Below are 18,551 nucleotides of genomic sequence, written 5' to 3' on the forward strand. Positions count from 1 at the left end.
CTATCAATATCGAACAAAGACTGTTGAAGAGACACAAAAAATCCGGCTTCCAGTGAATGAAAGCCGGATTTTCCAAGGCCCTGCTTTAGACCGCAATGCTTAAGTGAACAGCATTACGCCTTGTGCGAGCTTTTTTGTGCCGCTCTGCGGCCGCGGTCGCAACACGCCAAACCATCGCATTGATCAGCCCCCCAGGGCCGGCAACCACAATGACAATTGCGGGAACAGAATAAGAATAAAGGTGGCGATCAGCAGCATGAAGATAAACGGTGGCGTGCCCCGGATAACCTCCAGGTAAGGGCGACGAAATACCGCGATAGCGGTAAAGATATCGCAACCAAACGGCGGCGTAGCCGAACCAATAGCCGCCTGCAGGGTAACAATAACCCCTACGTGAATCGGGTCAAGATTGGCGGATTCGATCAGCGGCTTGAAGATCGGCACCAGAATCAAAATCACCACGATCGGATCCACGAACATGCAACCAATAAAGAACGCCACGGCGATCAATGCCAGTGCCGCCACCTGGTTCTGGCCAATGGACTCAATGGCCGGCCCCAATAGCTTCTCGGGAATACCAGCGGTGCCCAAGGTATGCGAAAACGCCGCGCCAATGGCCACCAGAATGAATACCACTGCGGTAATCATCCCTGATGACAGCGCCAGGCCGCCCAGATCCTTGACACTGACCTTGCGGAAAATTACCACTTCCAGCAGCAAGGCATACGCCACGGCAATGGCCGACGCCTCGACCGCACTGAACCAACCACCATAAATCCCACCCACCACTAGAATCGGGAAGCCCAGTGGCAGGATAGCCCCCCGCATTGCCTTAAGTCGGTCCCCCCAGGAAGCCCGTTCTTCCGGCTCAATCCCTGTAACTCTCGCGCCAACCCAGCAATATACAGAGAACATTAGCAGCACCAACAAGCCGGGCAGAATACCGGCCAGGAACAGGTCACCGATAGAGGTTTTCATCACCACGCCATACACAATAAAGCCAATGCTGGGCGGGATTAGCAGGGCGATATCACTGGCGTTAATAATCAAGGCCAACGCGAAACTATCGGAATAACCCTTGGCCAACAGACGCGGGCGCATGGGCCCACCCATAGCGACAACGGTGGCCTGGGTAGAACCGGACACCGCACCGAACACGGCGCAGGAGACCGCAGTGGTAATCGGCAAGCCGCCGCGCAAATGCCGGGTAAAGGCATCCACCAGATCCAACAGCCGGTTGGCGGTATGCCCCTTGGTAAGAATATCCGCCGCAAAGATAAACATGGGCACCGCTGCCAGCACCCAGCTGCCAACCCCATTGACCATCCAGGTCACCGCTTGGTCCGGACCAAAAAAGGTCAGCCCGGTGAACATCATGAACAATGTCCCCACCGCCAGCGGCACCATCATGGGATAGCCCATCATCAGCAACACCAGCATGATCACAGCCAGAATGATTAACACAGTGGCAACCCCCTCATTCCGCAGTACTCACAGCAAAAGCTCGGCCATGCATTAGCGCTGACCGTCCTGATCATCTACCGTGCCCGCAGCCACCGGTACAGCCTCGTAGGTTTCTTTTTCGTTGAACGACCGCCAGATGCCCGGCGACACCGCATTACGGGTGAACGTCAGCATGTATTGGATCCCCGCCATGCCAAAGCCCGCCGGCAACGACAGATAGACCAGCCACATGGGCACCTGCAATGAGGCACTCACTCGGCCACGCTCCTGAATATCAAAAACATACTGGCCCGACTTCCAGGCGAAATAGAACATCAGCGCTGCCGTGCCCAAACAGATAACCATCTGCAAACTTTTACGCGCCTTACCATTGAGCTGCTCATAGATGGCGGACATTCGAATATGGCGGGCGTGGCGAGCGGCATAACCCAACCCCACGAACGTCAGCACCACAATCAGCATTTTCACCACCTCGTAAGTGCCGGGTATGCCTTCATCAAATAAGGCCTGCCCGACCACATGGACACTCATCAACAGTGCCATGACCAAAATGCAGCCTGCGATAATGACACGCTCGATGACACCCAGAGTGCGGTCCAACCAGGAAAGAGCGAGAAGAAAGGAATCAATCATCATGGCAACGCCTATAACACGACGACGAAACAGACCCGGCTACGGGAACTTAAGCAGAGCTTTGGTAACCAAAACACTGACCACTGTCATAGCAGCCTGCCCTGATGCAGGGGTCCTCGTAAAGACCCAGTCTGCAAGCAATAGAGAAAAAGCGACCGAACAGAGCACTGTCACTGATCAGTATTTATTTTGACATCTAAATGTTTTATCTCTAAGATAGCCTACCAATTATCGCAAGGAATTACTCGCCATTGCCCTGTTTTTATAGAGATGGACTCTTTACATCTCAAAGGTGATTGCAGACAAACCATGTCTAATTTTGGTCACATTACTTTGTTATCACGAGAATTTTCGGCAATGGCCAGACACGAAGACGTGCTAATCGCATTACGACAAATTATTCGCGCCACGGATCTTTACTCTCGCAAACTGAGCAAAGTTTCCGGTCTCACGTCGCCTCAGCTTCTGATCATGCAGGCGATTTCGGCGCACGGTGAAATGACCATGGGCGACCTGGCCAATGAGGTCTCCCTGAGTCAGGCCACCGTCACCACCATTCTCGACCGCCTGGAAAAGCGGGAGCTGCTGGGCCGCAAGCGCGGCGAACAAGACAAACGTCGTGTATACGCCCACCTGACCTCCGCCGGCCTGGATATCATCGAGAAGGCCCCCACCCCGCTTCAGGACGAATTCATCGAACGCTTTGACCGCCTTGAAGATTGGGAGCAATCTTTAATTCTAAGCTCCCTACAACGGGTCGCTGCCATGATGAACGCTGGCGATATTGATGCCTCGCCGGTGCTGGATTTGGGTGCCATTGATCGCGCGCAGCCGGCGGTAGAGATGAATACCCGCCGGGACGCAAACTCTTTCTCCAAAACGGACCATAAGTGAAACCATGCCTGCAAACGATGCGAACAACACAGACACCTCTACCGCGAAATCGGATGAAATCACCTTTCGCAAGCCCGAAAGCCAGGACGGCAGCCGGGTCCACAAACTGATCAGCGAGTGTAAGCCGCTGGACGAGAATTCCGTCTACTGCAACCTCCTTCAGTGCACTCACTTTGCTGATACCTCAGTGGCGGCAGAGATGGATGGCGATCTGGTCGGCTTCATTTCCGGCTACATTCCCCCCAAACAGCAGAACGTACTGTTTGTCTGGCAAGTAGCGGTACATGAAAAAGCCCGGGGCAAGGGCTTGGCAAAGCGCATGCTCGGCGAACTGATCGAACGCGAAGAAAGCACCGACGTTCAGTTTATCGAGACCACCATCACCCCGGACAACGAAGCCTCATGGGGTATGTTCCGCAGCTTCGCCTACCAGCGCAGCATGCCAACGGAAGAATTCATTCTGTTCGATTCGCGCATTCATTTTGCCGGCGAACATAACGACGAATACTTGTTGCGTATCGGCCCATTCAATCGCGACGACGCGTAAACGCAGCCCGAACCAGCAAACAATCCGAATTCAAGCGAGGACCAGGAATCATGACTACAGGAACCATGGATACAGACATTTTTGAAAGCCACGAATCGGAAGTAATGAGTTATGCCCGTAGCTTTCCGGTGGTATTCGACCAGGCTAAAGGCAGCTATCTGTACGACGAAAACGGCAAGGAGTACATCGACTTCCTGGCCGGCGCAGGTACCCTGAACTACGGTCATAACAACCCCGTTTTGAAAGAAAAGCTGCTGGAATACATTCAGCGTGACGGCATCGTTCACGGCCTGGACATGCACACTGCCGCCAAACGGGAATTCATGGATGCCTTCTATGAAACAATTCTGAAACCCCGTGATATGGATCACGTGATGCAGTTCACCGGCCCCACCGGTACCAACGCGGTGGAAGCGGCATTGAAAATTGCCCGTAACATCAAGGATCGCGAGAACATCATCAGCTTCACCAACGGCTTCCACGGCGTCAGCTTGGGCGCTTTGGCCGCCACCGGCAACAGCCACCATCGTGGCGTAGCGGGCGTCACCATGGGCGGCGTAACGCCAATGCCGTACGACGGTTACCTGGGGGATGCTTTCGACACCACCGAATACCTGGACAAAGTGCTGGGCGACTCCTCCAGTGGTGTTGACCATCCTGCCGCCGTAATCGTGGAAACCGTACAGGGCGAAGGCGGCATCAACGCAGCCAGCTTCGACTGGTTGCGCAACCTGGAAAAAGTCTGCCGCAAGCACGACATGCTGCTGATTCTGGATGACATCCAGGCTGGCTGTGGTCGTACCGGCTCTTTCTTCAGCTTTGATGATATCGGCATCAGCCCGGACATCATCACCCTGTCCAAATCCTTGAGCGGCTATGGCCTGCCCTTCGCCATGGTCCTGATGAAGCCGGAACTGGATCTGTGGAAGCCAGGTGAGCACAACGGTACCTTCCGTGGCCACAACCTGGCCTTCGTCACTGCCGCAGCAGCGCTGAACCACTACTGGCGCGACGACAAGTTCGCCAAGGAAGTACAGAAGAAAGCGGACATTATTACCGACCACTTCCGTGCTATCGCTGCCAGCTACGATGATCACTGGTTCTATCTCAACGGCCGCGGCATGATGCAGGGCCTGGTGGCTCGCGATGGCGAAGTCGCTGGTGAAATCACCAAAGCCTGCTTCAAACGTCAGTTGGTGATTGAGACATCCGGTGCCGATGACCAGGTTATTAAAACCCTGTGCCCTCTGACGATTAGTGAAGAAGATTTGGTTCGCGCACTTGAGATCGTTAAAGAGAGCGTGGACGAAGTGATGACTGACCGCATCAAACGCGGTGAAGCACACTCAGTCGCCAGCATCACGGCCTAAGCGATTCCCGCTCCCCCTTATAGGGGGAGCATTATTCCTTCCTCAATTTTTTAGCTCAGGAGTTACCCATGATCGTTCGCACTCTGGCTGAAGCCGAAAAGTCTGACCGCTGTGTTAAAGCCGAAAATGGCAACTGGCAGTCTGTCCGCCTGTCACTGAAAGAAGACAAGATGGGGCACTCGTTTAACATCACAACCATCTTTAAAGGCACCAAAACCCACATTAAATACGCCAACCACTGGGAATCTGTGTACGTCATTTCCGGGAGCGGCAAGGTCGAAACCCTGGACGACGGCAAAGTGTACGACCTGACCCCAGGCACTATCTACTTGCTCAACGAACACGACGAGCATTATCTTTACGGTGGCGAAAACGAAGATATGGTTGTCGCCTGTGCCTTCACACCACCGCTGAGCGGCAAGGAAGTGCACGACGAGAACGGTGTGTACCCGGCGGATGTGGATTAAGAAAAAACGTCTCCCACGCTGTACGCAACGTACTTGCATGCAAAAACGGGACGCTTCGGTGTCCCGTTTTTGCATGCTCGCGTATAACTCCCCTTTCTAAAAGGCATATTTGGCGGTGAACTGCACCCGTTTCAGGTTGCCGTCATCACCATTCTCAATTTCCCGACTGCCATAGATCAGCTCACCACCGAGAGTCAGGGGTTCTGCCACCTGCCAGATCAGATTGGCGTGGGCACTCTGGATGCTCTTACTGGTGGTTGCGGCCACAGTATCCGGGTTATTCGCCTCACTTACAGAAACTGCGAAATTGGAACGCCAGCGATCACTCCAGTGATGACGCAAAGCCAACACACCACTCCACTGATCAATCAACTCAATACTGCCATCTGCTTCGATTTGCCCCGAGCGGAACGCATTGAGCGTGGTATACCGCCCCAAAGCATTACCGTAGTGCGCCTGGAAACGAATATCGTCCATGGCGCCCAGCATGACACGGCCGGCAACAGACAAGCCGTAACCATATTTATCCTCCTCATAAGGTGTGCCACCAACGTCATCTTCATATTTCAACTGTCTGCCCATTGCCGACAGACTCACATTGCCCCAACCTCCGGTAAGGTTATAGCGAGCAACGATATCTGGAACATTGTTGTCGTCATATTCGCTAGGGTTGCTATCACCACCGTATAAGGTCGTAGAGGGGTTTTCAAAAGCCAGCATTACCGGCCCCGAGGTATAACGTATCTGTGGTTGGCGTTCAAAAACGGTGCCCGCTGCACCGACGAAATCCAACGTTTCCGGCAGCGCACTTACATTGAAAAAGGTGGACCATGTTTGTCCGAATAGCCAGTCTCCCCAAGCCAGATAAGCATGGCGTATACGGGGCGAATAGCTGTTACTGATGCGCTCATCCCCCTGGCCCGTGGTCTGAAAATCAATTTCGATATGCCCCCGAACCGTACCAGCGGAAGTCATCGTTTCACTCTTCAGCCAGAAACGACTTTGCTTGGCGATAAAGTCCAGCTCCTCCGAACTGCCACCGCCACCAACGGGAATGGTTGAGGGGACCATGAAGTCACGGCCGGTAGAGCCTTTATCCAGATCGCCATCACTGTATTTACTCATCATGGTATCTGCTTTGATAAAGCCACCAAAATCTATTTGGGTATTACCCCTCTTGATACCATCCATGCGTTTTTCAAGCACAACAATACGTTCCTCCAGCGTGGTATCCGCAACGGCGCCCCCCGCTTGCGCCAACACCAAGGCACCGCACAGGTACGTGGCTTTTCTTGCTATCATGGCCCTGCCCTCTTATTGTCTTCAGCATGTCGATGAGTTTTCCTGATAGCTTGCTGAGCGTTCCCCTGACTCACCATTAGCCATAGGTCGTACGCCTGTGCGCACACGCCGGAAAACGCCGAAGACCCCCTCCTTTGCGAAAATAAGACCAAGGTCTAATTCAGTCATGCCTCCTCTTTTCGCAGACTCAGAGCAGGCTTTCGGCTTTATTTGTTTCCTGTGAATACTCTTTGCAGCAAGGAAGCCCTGTGGGCAGAAAACTTCGCATGCAGGTTAAAAAACATTGCACTGCTGTGATAAGCGGACTCTCCGGACCAGTAGCACCGACAAATCACATATCAGCAACTCCATCAACAAGTGGGGAGAGCCTAGTGAACACGTTCAGCATCAAGGCAGCAGAATGGAATTTATATACTCAGGATTCCCGAAGCGGAGAGGCTACTGCTGGATCAAATGCTAGGTGGGCGATGATGAAACATGGCTATTTTCTGTTTGTCTTTCTCTGCCGCTGCACGCCCCAAAAAGCGAGTTTTATCACGCCATTTCTTTTGGGTTCTGCGCATCAACATGCTTAAATCAGAATCATGACGACCATACTGATTGCAGATGATCACCCTCTCTTCCGTGCGGCATTGAAACAGGCTGTAGACACCAGTTTTGCCGGTGCCGCCATCCACGAAGCGGATTCGCTGGCCACCCTGGAGGAGCTCGGCCAGCAAGGGATTCCTTTTGACGTCATACTTCTGGATCTGCATATGCCCGGCACCCATGGCTTTTCCGGCCTGGTGTACCTGCGCGAACAATACAAAAAAGTTCCCGTGGTGGTCATTTCTGCCACCGAAGACGTGAACGTGATACAGCGGGCCATTCACTTTGGTGCCGACGGTTTTATTCCCAAGTCATCCTCCGTGGACACCATGACCGAGGCCATGCGAAAAATCATGGATGGTGAACGCTGGTTACCGGAAAAAGCGCGCCGGGCCATGCCGCCCACCTTGCCCGATCACTCAGCCATGAGTGATCGGATTACCAGTTTGACGCCGCAACAATTCCGTGTCATGGGCATGCTGATGGAGGGAATGCAAAACAAGGTTATCGCCTACGAACTGGATGTGTCAGAAGCCACGGTGAAAGCCCACATGACCGCTATTTTTCGCAAGCTGGGCGTTCGTAATCGCACCCAGGCAGTGCTCGCATTGAAAGATCTGGCCATCGAACCGCCCGGGCTGAACTAATTCGCAAACGTTGAAGAGATACGCCTGCTAGACGCGCCGTCACTGACGACCAGGTGCAAGATAAAATCAAACACAGCTCACCACCGTTGACGCAAGAAAAAAAGGGGAGAGGTTGTCTCAGGCGGGTTCTAGCAGAAAATTATTTGCGTCGCTCACCGTCAGACGTACGCCCGGTTCGCACCCAAAACACTGCTCCTGCAGCAACGACATAGACTGGTGGCGGCTTTGGGAACTTTTCTTTATCGAATCGAGCGTAGCTCGTAGCTCGTAGCTCGTAGCTCGTAGCTCACAGAATCCCTTCCAAGGCCCGCCGCAGTATCGCTTCTGAAATCGGTTTTTGTAGAAACCCCACCCCTTGCTCTTCTGCTCTGGCGCGCACGTCTTGGCGTCGGTCGGCGGTCATTAATATCGCCGGGACTACATCTTCCCAGCAATGATCGAGAGTCTCGATCACCTCAAAACCATCTTCATGGTCCAGCTGAAAGTCCACCAGTATCACATCCGGCACCCAGCTTTTCGCTGCCTTTTGCTCTGCCTCCTGCAAGCCACGAGCGGCCACCACCTCGCAGCCAAGGCTTTCCAGTGCCGCCACCAAGCTGGCCAGCAGCGCCGCATCATTATCTACGCAGAACACGCGCACGCCCTGGATATTTCGGCGTTCATGCAAGGGCTCATCCTGTAGCAGTGGCGGTACACCAGCTTTCGATAGCGGCAACGTTACGCTGAAAACCGTACCGCTATCGGGCCAGGATCGCACCGTCAAAGCATGCCCGAGCAGACGACAGACCCGGTCGGCAATGGCTAGGCCCAGACCCAGCCCTTTTGGCTGACGGTTATTGAGCTGGGGCAAGCGCTGGAATTCCCGAAAAATCTGCTCGTGTTGATCATCAGGAATGCCTGGCCCGGTGTCCCACACATCAATTCGCACTGCACTGTGAAACCTACGTGCGCCAAACAAAATACGGCCAGACTCCGTATAGCGAACCGCATTGGACAACAGATTCTGTAGCACCCGCCGCAACAGCACTTCATCACTGTCCGCCACGGCGCTGCTGGGCACACACCGCAATTGCAATCCTTGCGCTTGAGCCAAAGCCGTAAATTCTTGCCCCAGTGGAATCATCAGTGTAGACAGCCGCAAAGGGTGGATATGCGTAGTCATGGTTCCAGTATCCAGCTTACTGATTTCCAGCAATGCAGAAATAATTTGTTCGGCGGCCTGCAATGAACTATCAATGTGCCCGAGCACCTGCACTTCGTGATCAAATTGGCCATCAGCTTGACGGCGTAACTGCTGACGCAGTGAGGAAGCAAACAGTTGCGCCGCATTTAATGGCTGCATTAAGTCATGGCCCGCTGCTGCCAGAAACAGGGTTTTTCCTTCATTAACCTGGGCGAGCTTAGCATTCAATTCCGAGAGCTTGCGGGTGCGTTCGGAAACCATTTGTTCCAGATTCTCATTGATCTGACGCAATGCTTTTTCATCGTTTTTGCGTTCAGTGATATCCATATAGGTACTGACAAATCCGCCCCCAACCATGGGCGTGCCGCGCACTTCCACTACGATCCCATTGGGCAGTTCCCGCTCAAACTGGTGGGCATAACCTTCGCGCAATAACTGCACTCGCCGAGTGACATTTTCTTCCAGGTTCGTTCCATCGTAATAGCCTCGCTCTGCGTTATAACGGTACACATCTGCGATTGGGCGCCCCAAACCAATCAACCCATCCGGGTAATCGAACAGCTTCACGTAGGCTTGATTCCAGGCCACGATCTGCATTTCCCGGTCGACCACGCAAATACCTTGGGCGATAGTCTCAATGGTGGTACGCAATAACTGATGGTTAAACTGAATCAGCTCTGATGCCTCATCCATCATCCGCACCACATCATCGTGTCGGCCGTTCTGCTTGCGCAGCAACGAACTCATCACGATACGGGCAGTCGATGCCCCCATGGTACCCGCCAACAATCGCTCCACATAACGCACCAAGTGCAGTGGTGCAGGCAGTTCCAGTTCTTCAGAGACGCCCCGGCGGCGCATGTAATCAAAAAACAACGGCTCCGCCCGAGGGTCGCCTAGCCCTCGCTTGCATACTTCCAGTAATTCAATGGTCGTGATGGAAGGGTGCCCCATGCCTTCGCGCCACCAGTCTGTGGGCATATCCACAAATCGGGCCGCTTGGGCCTCATCCAGCGCATTCTGGTTTGCCCGACGGGAATAATAAACAAACGCGGCCAAATTAATCGATACCGACCAAAATACACCGTGGGTCAACGGCTCCAACCCTTCGATACCGAACAAAGCGTGAGGGCGCAATAATCCCAGGCCCAAGAGCCCCTGTTCACTAAGCACCGCCATCCATTCCAGCGGCAAGAGGACCGGCATTAGCAGGCAGTAAAACCAAATCACAAACCCAATCGCCAAGCCGACGAAGGCGCCTTTTTTATGACCGTTACGCCAATACAATGCGCCGATTAACGCCGGCGCAAATTGCGCCACCGCAGCAAACGATAACAACCCGATACTGGCAAGGCCATCAAAGCGATCGATGAGTGTATGGAAAGCAAACGCTAACCCCAGCAAAACAAGGATGCTGGCCCGGCGCAGAAAGCGTAGCTGAGTGCCAAGATCCGGGAGCGGGTCTTTTTCATTGAGGCGCGATTGCAGCCACATGGGCAACAACACTTCATTGGTCAGCATGATTGCCAGCGCCATGGTGGAGACGATCACCATGCCGGTGGCCGCCGCGATACCGCCAATGAATGCCAACACCAACATGGCATGGCTGCCCTGGGCCATTGGCAGCGATAACATGTAGGTATCCGCATGACCGATCAAGTAAGGCTGAGTAATCACCCCGGTAATAACAATCGGCAATACAAAGAGGGCAAACAGCGCCAGATACAAGGGGAACAACCAACGCGTGGTACGCAAATCGCGTATATCATTATTTTCCACCACGCCGGCATGGAACTGCCTAGGTAGGCACAAAATCGCCACCATAGACAGCAGCAAGGCGGTGACGAAACTTTGTGAGAACAGCGTTGGTTCAAACCTCTGCATCACATCGGTACGCTCGCTGAGTTGCTGCCACATATCTGCAGGCCCATCAAAAATCGCATACACGCAATACAGCCCAAGAGAAACAAACGCCACCAGCTTGATAAAGGATTCAAAACTTACCGCCAGCATCAGTCCGGACTGATGCTCGGTGGTATCAATATGCCGGGTACCAAACAGCAGAGTGAAAATAGCCATCAAAGCTGCCACCACCAATGCCGTATCCAGCTGGCCGGGGGCTGAGTCTTTCAACACATAATCAAATGACAGGGTCACCGCTTTTAGCTGCAAGGCGATATAGGGCAACACTCCGACAATAGCCACTAGCGTGACCAATACAGCAAGGCGTCGAGACTTCCCATAACGGGCGGCCAGGAAGTCGGCAATGGAGGTAATGTTCTGCTGCTGAGCCACCGATACCGTTTTGTAAATCAATGAGCCACCCAGCAGCACGGTGATAATAGGCCCTAGATAAATCGGCAAATAGTTCCAGCCACTCTGAGCCGCTTCGCCAACGGCACCGTAGAACGTCCACGAGGTGCAATAAACGCCCAGTCCAAGACTGTACACCCAGGCATTATGAAATGTTTTTCGTCCCTTCCTGGCGGCTCGATCGCCCCACCAGGCGATAACGAACAACACCAATACATAGGCCAATGCCAGCGCACCTAATTGCCACAGTGAAAACACCGCCTCTCCCCATTCATGGCCGTAACATGCCACGCTTGGCGACGTTTAATACGCAGCCACCTGTGACGTTGCCTTTTGAGCTTATAGTAGGGCCTGAGTAAAACGTAGCGCCACCGCGGCCAACAACAGGGCAATTCCCCCTCGCTGGAGTTTAAATTCCACCGTATTCAACGCCATTGCCCGGCGCCAGAACATCACCAAACCTTGGCCATCACCAGTGCGCCGCCAGTAACGCAGGTAGGCATACGCAACAAAACAAAGGCCTGCAATCAGAGCGGTTTTTTCAGCATAGAACATCAGCACGTTTATTTTCTCCTTACCAAGCAAACACTGACTCAGCCAAGTGTTGATTTCTGCAACTGCAGGTACATCAATGCACTAGTCACCGCGTCTCCACGGGCGGTATGGCGCTCAATTACCGGCACTTGCAAGGCCGAAGCCATGGCATCAAAGCGCAAATCCGGTGTTATATCGGGCTGCCAGTAACGCATTTTTCGCTGGTATAGCGCAGACAGTTCAAGGGTATCATTAGGCAAATCAAAGCCCATTAACGGTCTCAGATAGCGGTTGATCATGGCCACATCAAACGCCACACACCAGCCCACCAAGGGCCGGTTACCAATCAACGCCAGCAGCGCCTCTAGCGCTTCACGGATACTCGCCCCACCCTCCAAGTCCACTGGCCTCAGCCGATGAATGCAAATGCTGTCTTCGCTAAGGCTATCTGGAGCCGCCAGCTTCACATTCAGGCTCTGGCTGCTCAGCACCCGCCCTTCTTTTATCACCACCGCAGCAATAGACACCAGCTCGGCAGTGCGACTATCCAGCCCGGTGGTTTCGCAATCGATGGCCACCACCTGGTCACCGCTATAGGGTCTGAAAAGATGCCCATAAGGTCCGCGCCCATGGCAATATCGATCATAAATTCGGCGCCATTTAAACGTCTGCCAGTGCAGCATCGCTACTCTCCCTTGTCCCCAGGCATCGTCAGTATTCCAGATGAAAACGACGCGACAGGCGCTGCTTGAAATCGCTGACCAGATGCAGGGCATCGCGCAGCACATCACGCTCCAGAGAAGACAGCTGCTGCACCACGATATGATTATCTTCTACCTGGGTATTCTCGCCTCGCAATTTGGCCAGCTGTTGAGACAGCCGCAGCTCGCTAAAGAATTCCATCGCTTCACCCAAGTCCTCTGCAAAGGCAAGCTCCATAGCCCCGGCAGCCACCAGCTTTTTCAGCCGTGCCAACGTGGCGGTTTCCCGAATACGGCACTGCAAGGCCATGGCTCGCACGCCGTGGATCAACGGGAACAAGGCTCCCTTCTTAATATCGATACCATGCTGGGGTTTCTTCAGCGAGCCGAATAAATTCAACGGCGTAGAAAATTGCAAAGCCGGACGGGCAAAATGGGCCATCAATAACTGATCATCACTGCATCGGGAAAACAAGGTGCTGCGTACCGCTTCCATCAGCCCTGGATCTCCAGCCACGGTATGGGCATCAGTGAGAATGGTCAGATTCAGCAGCCCCTTTCCCCCGGGATCCTCCGCCCAATCATGGATACGCTGCTGCCAGCGTGACACCGTCCCGGTCCACTCCGGGTTAGAAACCATGACATTTCCCGGGCAAGGGGGATAACCAAGGGACAACAGCGTGCGAGTAAAGCACTGCATATCCTGATCACAGCCTGGCCACTGTTGATGATCGCCAATAATCAGGCCGTTATCCTGATCAGTTTTCAGTATCTGTTCACCGCGCCCTTCGCTGCCCATCACGATCAGGCTGGCGCGCTGATGTTCTGCAGGCACCACCATTTCATAAGCCTTACTCATCAGGCGGCCATTGAGTGAGGCCAACAAATCCATCACAAAGCGCATTTTTACACCCTGAGCCATAAGGGCGTTCACAAGATCCGGCAAGCGGGCACTGGCTAGCTGCAACGCCTCAAGGGTACCGGCCCTTTCAATTTCCAGCCCCACCACATATGAACGGCTAGAAAAGAAACTGAGCACATCGGTAAGTTCCACCACCCCCACCGCATTATTACTCTCCATCACCACCACCCGCGCCACCTTGTGCCGGGTCATCCGGGTCAGGGCCGCAAACAAGTAATCTGCGGGGGCAACGGCAACCAGTTCGGTTTCCGCCACCTGAACCAACGGCGTATCCGACGATTGTTCCTGCATCACCAAAGCGCTCAATAAATCCGTCTTGGTAACAATCGCGTAATGCTGCCGGTGAGCAATCAACACACTATCCACGCCGTGCTGCTTCAAGGCGGCTACCGCATCACGCACAGTGGCGCGCTCCGGCATAATCAAGGGCGCTCGCATGCATTCGTCCACCCGCGCCAGCATAAAGCCCGCCAGAGTAACGCCTCCTTCACGGCGCTCTGCCAAACGCTGATTTTTCTCCGCCAGACACTGACTAAAATAATGACCAAACTCGGGCTCGCTTTCGCACAGCTCGAGGAATAGCCTGGCGGGAATCAAATGACACAGCGTCTGCTGCTCGGCCAAAAAGCGATAACGGCTTTGTCCGTTCAATACACTGATCGCTCCAAACAAATCACCGGCGGCATAAATATTCACCTGACGACGGTTATCCGGCGCATTCACGTCCAGTTCTGCCACACACCCCTTGTGCACCACAAACACAGAATCACTGGTACTGGCCGCGTCAAGAATAATGTCCTCCGGCTGAAAATAGGCCAGATCAGTTCCTTCCTGCAAACGGCGGCGTCCTGCTTCACTCAGCAAGCTGAACGGATGCTGATTCAGTTCCTGTTCAATCATCAGTGCCACTCCTGCCGTTTTTCTTTAGTGCCTTTCTGTCCAGCTTTCAGCCGCCCTCAAAACGCAAAAAACCGGTACGGAATTGTCACCCGCACCGGCTTTTATTTAAGTCTTATCAGTGTCCAGACGCTTCACCGGCACCTCGCGGAATACGAATATCTTCCACAATATGCTGGATATGCTCCGGCGGAGGCGCCGTCACTCTGGAGACCGAGAAAGCCACTACAAAGTTAAGCACCATACCCAAAGTCCCGATGCCTTCCGGTGACACCCCCAGCCACCAGTGTTCTGCAGTGTTCAGCTCCGGCGAGATAAACTTGAAGAACACAATGTAGCTGAAGGTGAAAATCAACCCGACCAACATGCCGGCAATGGCACCCTCCTTGTTCATGCGCTTGTAGAAAATGCCCATGAGAATTACCGGGAAGAAACTAGCCGCGGCAAGGCCGAAAGCAAACGCCACCACTTGCGCCACAAAACCTGGCGGATTAATCCCGAAGTAACCGGCAATCACAATGGCCACCACTGCCGCCCCACGGGCTGCCATCAACTCCTGCTTCTCGTTAATGTCAGGCATCAGGGTTTTCTTCAATAAATCATGAGAGATGGCACTGGAAATCACCAACAACAACCCCGCAGCCGTGGACAGTGCAGCCGCTACGCCACCCGCCGCTACTAGAGCAATCACCCAGCCCGGCAAGTTACCAATTTCAGGATTGGCCAGCACGATAATATCGCGGTCGATATACACTTCCGACGTATTATTGGTAGGCACATTGGTCAGTACCCGCTCGCCGTAGCTACCCTTTGTTTCTTCGCGGCTTCCCGCATAGGTGGGCTTGCCCTCAAAAGGCGAGCCGGCCCGCATCTGCACGGCACCATCGTCGTTCTTATCCACCCAGCCAATCAGCCCGGAATTTTCCCAGTTATAGAACCACTCTGGCAGCTCGGAGTATTGGGTTTCATTCACTGTATCGATCAGATTGAGCCGTGCGAAAGCACCAACAGCCGGGGCGGAGGTGTACAGCAAGGCAATAAAGAACAACGCCCAGCCGGCACTAATCCGCGCATCTTTTACCCGTGGCACTGTGAAAAAACGCACGATCACATGGGGCAAACCCGCAGTACCACACATCAATGCAGCAGTAATAAAGAAGACATCAATAGTAGACTTGGAGCCTTGTGTATATTCGGTGAAACCAAGGTCCGTTACTACCTGATCCAGCTTGTGCAACAGATAAACACCACTGTCACCCCCCGCCGCATCCAGCACCGTGGCGCCAAACCCGGTTTGCGGAAGAACGTGACCGGTCATCATGATGGAAAGAAAAACCGCCGGCACCAGGAACGCAAAAATCAGCACACAATACTGCGCCACCTGGGTGTAGGTGATCCCCTTCATACCACCAAGCACCGCGTAGAAGAAAACAATGGCCATACCGATAACCACACCGGTATTCACATTCACCTCCAGAAAGCGGGCAAACACAATACCGGTACCGCGCATCTGTCCGGCCACATAAGTAAAGGAGACGAAGATTACACAAACCACCGCCACCGTTCTTGCCACGCTGGAGTAGTAACGATCACCGATAAAGTCAGGCACGGTAAATTTGCCGAACTTGCGCAGATAAGGCGCCAACAGCATGGCCAGCAGAACATAGCCTCCCGTCCACCCCATCAGGTACACCGACGCATCGTAGCCTGAGTAAGCAATAATCCCGGCCATGGAAATAAACGATGCCGCGGACATCCAGTCAGCCGCAGTGGCAGCCCCGTTAGCGATAGGGGAAACCCCACCACCAGCCACATAAAAGTCTTTCGTCGAACCGGCACGTGACCAGATCGCAATCCCGATGTAGAGCGCAAACGAACCGCCTACAAAGAGATAAGTGAGTGTCTGAATATCCATAGGATGTCTCTCTTTATCTACTGTTTCAGCGGTTAGTCTTCGTGGACGTCAAACTTGCGGTCCAGCTTATTCATGGAGTGCGCGTACTTAATGATCAGCACCAAGAACACATAGATAGACCCCTGCTGTGCAAACCAGAAGCCCAGTTTGAAACCGAAAAATTGAATTTGATTGAGTTCATCCACTAGCAATATGCCGCAGCCATAAGAGACGGCAAACCAAATAGCAATGTAGATCAATATCAATCGCAGGTTAGCGGCCCAGTAGGCGCGGGCGTTTTCTTCTTTCATTACTCGTCCCTCTGCGTCATCAGGAAATCAGGCCACCCCCCTTCATCTGGCAAACAAGGGATAGGCTCAACACCAAGACTAACCAAAGGACGCTAGCGACACAGTATGACTTTAGTCGAAGCCATACCCCCTGCTGGCCGGCGCAAGCGAATGCCACAAATGCCCGGCCTTACACTGAAAATGCAGGCCTGCTCAGCGGTGAATTTTTACCCGAATAGAGCCTGACGCCTCCCGAATAGACCAGGCGCTGGCAAACATGGCATCGCGCGCGCCCATCTAGTGCTGCTGTGGCCTTTCGACCACGCCTTGAATGTGGCCGTGGTGACAGCTAAGGGAGCCATTTCATAACCGGAAAGTTTTCCTGCACGGCACGGCACAGATAGACGCATGGGAAGAACAAAAAAGCTACGGCGTGGTGATAACCGCCCCAACGGATCGCTGCTAATTCAGAGCGTTCGGACACGTCTGCGCTATCAGGCAGACTTTGCCATACCCGCCAGTGTCAGCCGGGACAAGCAAAGCAAGCATTATCAACAGAGTTTCATGGACGAAACCGCCAATGCGGCCAAGACGCACACCGTGATACCGGTACACTTGGGTAATTTTTCGGTGAACTCACGCTGGATGTGAGGTCATTACCCTGGGGATTAGGCAATTTGCACAATCATTTCACCCACTGGCGGATCGCCATAGGGGGGATTTCGGCGTCTTGCCTCCCCTTTCAATTTTTTACGCTAACGGCTACTGCGGCTCAAAATCCGCCAACAATCGACCAATAACCCCCGGGCTCGTTTCTCGTTTCACCTGTTCCAGCAATTGCGCCGCCTGCGGCCAACGCCGGCGCAGGTAGCTTAGCCACTGCTTGATCCGCCCGGCTAACTGGGCATCAGTGCCGGTATCAGCCACGTCCACCCAAAATTGTTGCAATATAGGCAAGATCGCATCCCAAGTCGTTTCGCCGCCGAACCGCAACAACGAGACTAGCAGTGGATTGGCCACCGCCCCTCGACCCAACATAAGATCCTCACAACCACTTTCCTGCTGGGCTCGGCCAGCCTCCTCCGGTGTCCAAATTTCGCCGTTGGCAATTACCGGAATCGACACTGCCTCACGAATGTGGCCGATACGGTCCCAAAACGCCGGTGGCTTATACCCTTGACGCTTGGTGCGTCCATGCACCGTCAGCCAAGCCGCCCCGGCGTCCACCACGGCCCTGGCATTGTCCAGGGCGCGAGCGTCATCTTCATTTCCCAGACGCATTTTTACAGACACCGGCACCTGGGGCGGGACCGCCTGGCGCACTGCAGCTGTCACCGCATGCACCACGTCCGGCTCATCAAGCAACACCGCACCGCCACGATGGCGATTCACCGTTTTTGCCGGACAACCGAAATTCAGATCAATGGCGGGCGCGCCCAGCTCCACTGCGCGCTCCGCATTATCCGCCATGCAGGCCGGGTCGGAACCGAGCAACTGAAGGTGCACAGGGGTGCCCGCCCGGGTGCGCGCACCGAGTTTTAGCTCCGGGCACCAGCGGTAAAATACTTTGGGCGGCAGCAGCAGCCCGCTAACGCGAACAAACTCACTAACACACCAGTCATAGTCGCCCACATCGGTCAGCGCCTGGCGCACCCAAAAATCCGCCAGGCCTTCCATCGGAGCCAGAATCAATTTCATGGCGCGCATTCTAGGCTACTGCCGCGTCACCGAATACGAATAAATCTGACCAGGCAAGCCTTCAGCACACGACTCGCCATGGGGTTCTACCCCGTTTCCACGGACGGTTTTAAAAAGGCGGTAAACTTGCGATCTTGAGCTGCAACCTTGCGCCGCCTTCTTGGGTTGTGGAACCGCTCGATATAATTAAATACGTCAGCCCTTGCC

17 protein-coding genes and 1 pseudogene are annotated in these 18,551 nt (G+C 53.9%); 7 read left to right on the forward strand and 11 right to left on the reverse strand.

The annotated features are described in order from the left end of the window. Window positions 1–183: 183 nt before the first annotated feature. Window positions 184–1,464: a TRAP transporter large permease gene (locus ABNH10_RS14495; protein WP_349386591.1), complete on the reverse strand. Its 1,281-nt coding sequence runs from the start codon at window positions 1,462–1,464 to the stop codon at window positions 184–186. Between the two features lie 51 nt (window positions 1,465–1,515). Next, a complete protein-coding gene (locus ABNH10_RS14500; protein ID WP_349386592.1) occupies window positions 1,516–2,100 on the reverse strand; it encodes a TRAP transporter small permease in 585 nt (194 codons plus the stop codon). 354 nt (window positions 2,101–2,454) lie between these two features. Between ABNH10_RS14500 and ABNH10_RS14505 the strand changes: the two genes are divergently transcribed. From ABNH10_RS14505 to ABNH10_RS14520, 4 genes are all read left to right on the forward strand, one after another. Then, window positions 2,455–2,991 carry a MarR family winged helix-turn-helix transcriptional regulator gene (locus tag ABNH10_RS14505; protein ID WP_349386593.1) on the forward strand — a complete coding sequence of 179 codons (537 nt, stop codon included), beginning with the start codon at window positions 2,455–2,457 and terminating at the stop codon, window positions 2,989–2,991. A 4-nt stretch (window positions 2,992–2,995) separates the two neighbouring features. After that, window positions 2,996–3,538 (forward strand): diaminobutyrate acetyltransferase, encoded by a 543-nt coding sequence (gene ectA / locus ABNH10_RS14510; protein ID WP_349386594.1) that lies wholly within the window; start codon window positions 2,996–2,998, stop codon window positions 3,536–3,538. 65 nt (window positions 3,539–3,603) lie between these two features. After that, entirely contained in the window at window positions 3,604–4,908 is a 1,305-nt protein-coding gene (gene ectB, locus ABNH10_RS14515; RefSeq protein WP_349386605.1) for a diaminobutyrate--2-oxoglutarate transaminase, read from the forward strand. A gap of 68 nt (window positions 4,909–4,976) precedes the next feature. Next, complete coding sequence (locus ABNH10_RS14520) at window positions 4,977–5,375, forward strand: ectoine synthase (RefSeq protein ID WP_349386595.1); 399 nt, start codon at window positions 4,977–4,979, stop codon at window positions 5,373–5,375. 96 nt (window positions 5,376–5,471) lie between these two features. On the opposite strand, the gene ABNH10_RS14525 is transcribed toward ABNH10_RS14520, so the two are convergent. Further along, a complete protein-coding gene (locus ABNH10_RS14525) occupies window positions 5,472–6,677 on the reverse strand; it encodes a DcaP family trimeric outer membrane transporter (RefSeq protein ID WP_349386596.1) in 1,206 nt (401 codons plus the stop codon). Window positions 6,678–7,048: 371 nt separating this feature from the next. Here ABNH10_RS14525 and ABNH10_RS14530 point away from each other — a divergent pair, with 371 nt between their 5' ends. Next, window positions 7,049–7,252: a hypothetical protein gene (locus ABNH10_RS14530; RefSeq protein ID WP_349386597.1), complete on the forward strand. Its 204-nt coding sequence runs from the start codon at window positions 7,049–7,051 to the stop codon at window positions 7,250–7,252. 9 nt (window positions 7,253–7,261) lie between these two features. Continuing rightward, window positions 7,262–7,912: a response regulator gene (locus tag ABNH10_RS14535; protein ID WP_349386598.1), complete on the forward strand. Its 651-nt coding sequence runs from the start codon at window positions 7,262–7,264 to the stop codon at window positions 7,910–7,912. Window positions 7,913–8,198: 286 nt separating this feature from the next. On the opposite strand, the gene ABNH10_RS14540 is transcribed toward ABNH10_RS14535, so the two are convergent. The 6 genes from ABNH10_RS14540 to ABNH10_RS14565 form a co-directional block, all read right to left on the reverse strand. After that, the gene (locus ABNH10_RS14540) at window positions 8,199–11,666 is read right to left on the reverse strand and encodes a hybrid sensor histidine kinase/response regulator (protein ID WP_349386599.1); all 3,468 of its coding nucleotides are present in this window, start codon (window positions 11,664–11,666) and stop codon (window positions 8,199–8,201) included. An 81-nt stretch (window positions 11,667–11,747) separates the two neighbouring features. After that, window positions 11,748–11,963 carry a hypothetical protein gene (locus ABNH10_RS14545; protein WP_349386606.1) on the reverse strand — a complete coding sequence of 72 codons (216 nt, stop codon included), beginning with the start codon at window positions 11,961–11,963 and terminating at the stop codon, window positions 11,748–11,750. A 38-nt stretch (window positions 11,964–12,001) separates the two neighbouring features. Beyond that, on the reverse strand, window positions 12,002–12,625 hold the full coding sequence (locus ABNH10_RS14550; protein WP_349386600.1) for a 3'-5' exonuclease: 624 nt from the start codon (window positions 12,623–12,625) through the stop codon (window positions 12,002–12,004). 28 nt (window positions 12,626–12,653) lie between these two features. Beyond that, on the reverse strand, window positions 12,654–14,465 hold the full coding sequence (locus ABNH10_RS14555; protein ID WP_349386601.1) for a DUF294 nucleotidyltransferase-like domain-containing protein: 1,812 nt from the start codon (window positions 14,463–14,465) through the stop codon (window positions 12,654–12,656). Window positions 14,466–14,580: 115 nt separating this feature from the next. Next, window positions 14,581–16,377: a sodium:solute symporter family protein gene (locus tag ABNH10_RS14560; protein WP_349386602.1), complete on the reverse strand. Its 1,797-nt coding sequence runs from the start codon at window positions 16,375–16,377 to the stop codon at window positions 14,581–14,583. Between the two features lie 32 nt (window positions 16,378–16,409). Next, window positions 16,410–16,667: a DUF4212 domain-containing protein gene (locus ABNH10_RS14565; RefSeq protein ID WP_011589437.1), complete on the reverse strand. Its 258-nt coding sequence runs from the start codon at window positions 16,665–16,667 to the stop codon at window positions 16,410–16,412. Window positions 16,668–17,054: 387 nt separating this feature from the next. Between ABNH10_RS14565 and ABNH10_RS14570 the strand changes: the two genes are divergently transcribed. Then, window positions 17,055–17,297 carry a hypothetical protein gene (locus ABNH10_RS14570; RefSeq protein WP_349386603.1) on the forward strand — a complete coding sequence of 81 codons (243 nt, stop codon included), beginning with the start codon at window positions 17,055–17,057 and terminating at the stop codon, window positions 17,295–17,297. 111 nt (window positions 17,298–17,408) lie between these two features. On the opposite strand, the gene ABNH10_RS14575 is transcribed toward ABNH10_RS14570, so the two are convergent. After that, a complete protein-coding gene (locus ABNH10_RS14575; RefSeq protein ID WP_349386604.1) occupies window positions 17,409–18,353 on the reverse strand; it encodes a tRNA dihydrouridine synthase in 945 nt (314 codons plus the stop codon). 77 nt (window positions 18,354–18,430) lie between these two features. Beyond that, window positions 18,431–18,551: pseudogene (locus ABNH10_RS14580) on the reverse strand (IS3 family transposase); the annotation flags it as partial.

It is taken from the genome of Alcanivorax sp. (genome assembly GCF_040119285.1).
Lineage (GTDB): Bacteria > Pseudomonadota > Gammaproteobacteria > Pseudomonadales > Alcanivoracaceae > Alcanivorax.

Bases quoted from the DNA above. Each gene is read 5' to 3' on its own strand.
- ABNH10_RS14500 (WP_349386592.1), bottom strand. From the start codon at position 2,100: ATGATGATTGATTCCTTTCTTCTCGCTCTTTCCTGGTTGGACCGCACT.
- ABNH10_RS14505 (WP_349386593.1), top strand. From the start codon at position 2,455: ATGGCCAGACACGAAGACGTGCTAATCGCATTACGACAAATTATTCGC.
- ectA (WP_349386594.1), top strand. From the start codon at position 2,996: ATGCCTGCAAACGATGCGAACAACACAGACACCTCTACCGCGAAATCG.
- ectB (WP_349386605.1), top strand. From the start codon at position 3,604: ATGGATACAGACATTTTTGAAAGCCACGAATCGGAAGTAATGAGTTAT.
- ABNH10_RS14520 (WP_349386595.1), top strand. From the start codon at position 4,977: ATGATCGTTCGCACTCTGGCTGAAGCCGAAAAGTCTGACCGCTGTGTT.
- ABNH10_RS14525 (WP_349386596.1), bottom strand. From the start codon at position 6,677: ATGATAGCAAGAAAAGCCACGTACCTGTGCGGTGCCTTGGTGTTGGCG.
- ABNH10_RS14535 (WP_349386598.1), top strand. From the start codon at position 7,262: ATGACGACCATACTGATTGCAGATGATCACCCTCTCTTCCGTGCGGCA.
- ABNH10_RS14545 (WP_349386606.1), bottom strand. From the start codon at position 11,963: ATGTTCTATGCTGAAAAAACCGCTCTGATTGCAGGCCTTTGTTTTGTT.
- ABNH10_RS14550 (WP_349386600.1), bottom strand. From the start codon at position 12,625: ATGCTGCACTGGCAGACGTTTAAATGGCGCCGAATTTATGATCGATAT.
- ABNH10_RS14555 (WP_349386601.1), bottom strand. From the start codon at position 14,465: ATGATTGAACAGGAACTGAATCAGCATCCGTTCAGCTTGCTGAGTGAA.
- ABNH10_RS14560 (WP_349386602.1), bottom strand. From the start codon at position 16,377: ATGGATATTCAGACACTCACTTATCTCTTTGTAGGCGGTTCGTTTGCG.
- ABNH10_RS14565 (WP_011589437.1), bottom strand. From the start codon at position 16,667: ATGAAAGAAGAAAACGCCCGCGCCTACTGGGCCGCTAACCTGCGATTG.
- ABNH10_RS14570 (WP_349386603.1), top strand. From the start codon at position 17,055: ATGGGAAGAACAAAAAAGCTACGGCGTGGTGATAACCGCCCCAACGGA.
- ABNH10_RS14575 (WP_349386604.1), bottom strand. From the start codon at position 18,353: ATGCGCGCCATGAAATTGATTCTGGCTCCGATGGAAGGCCTGGCGGAT.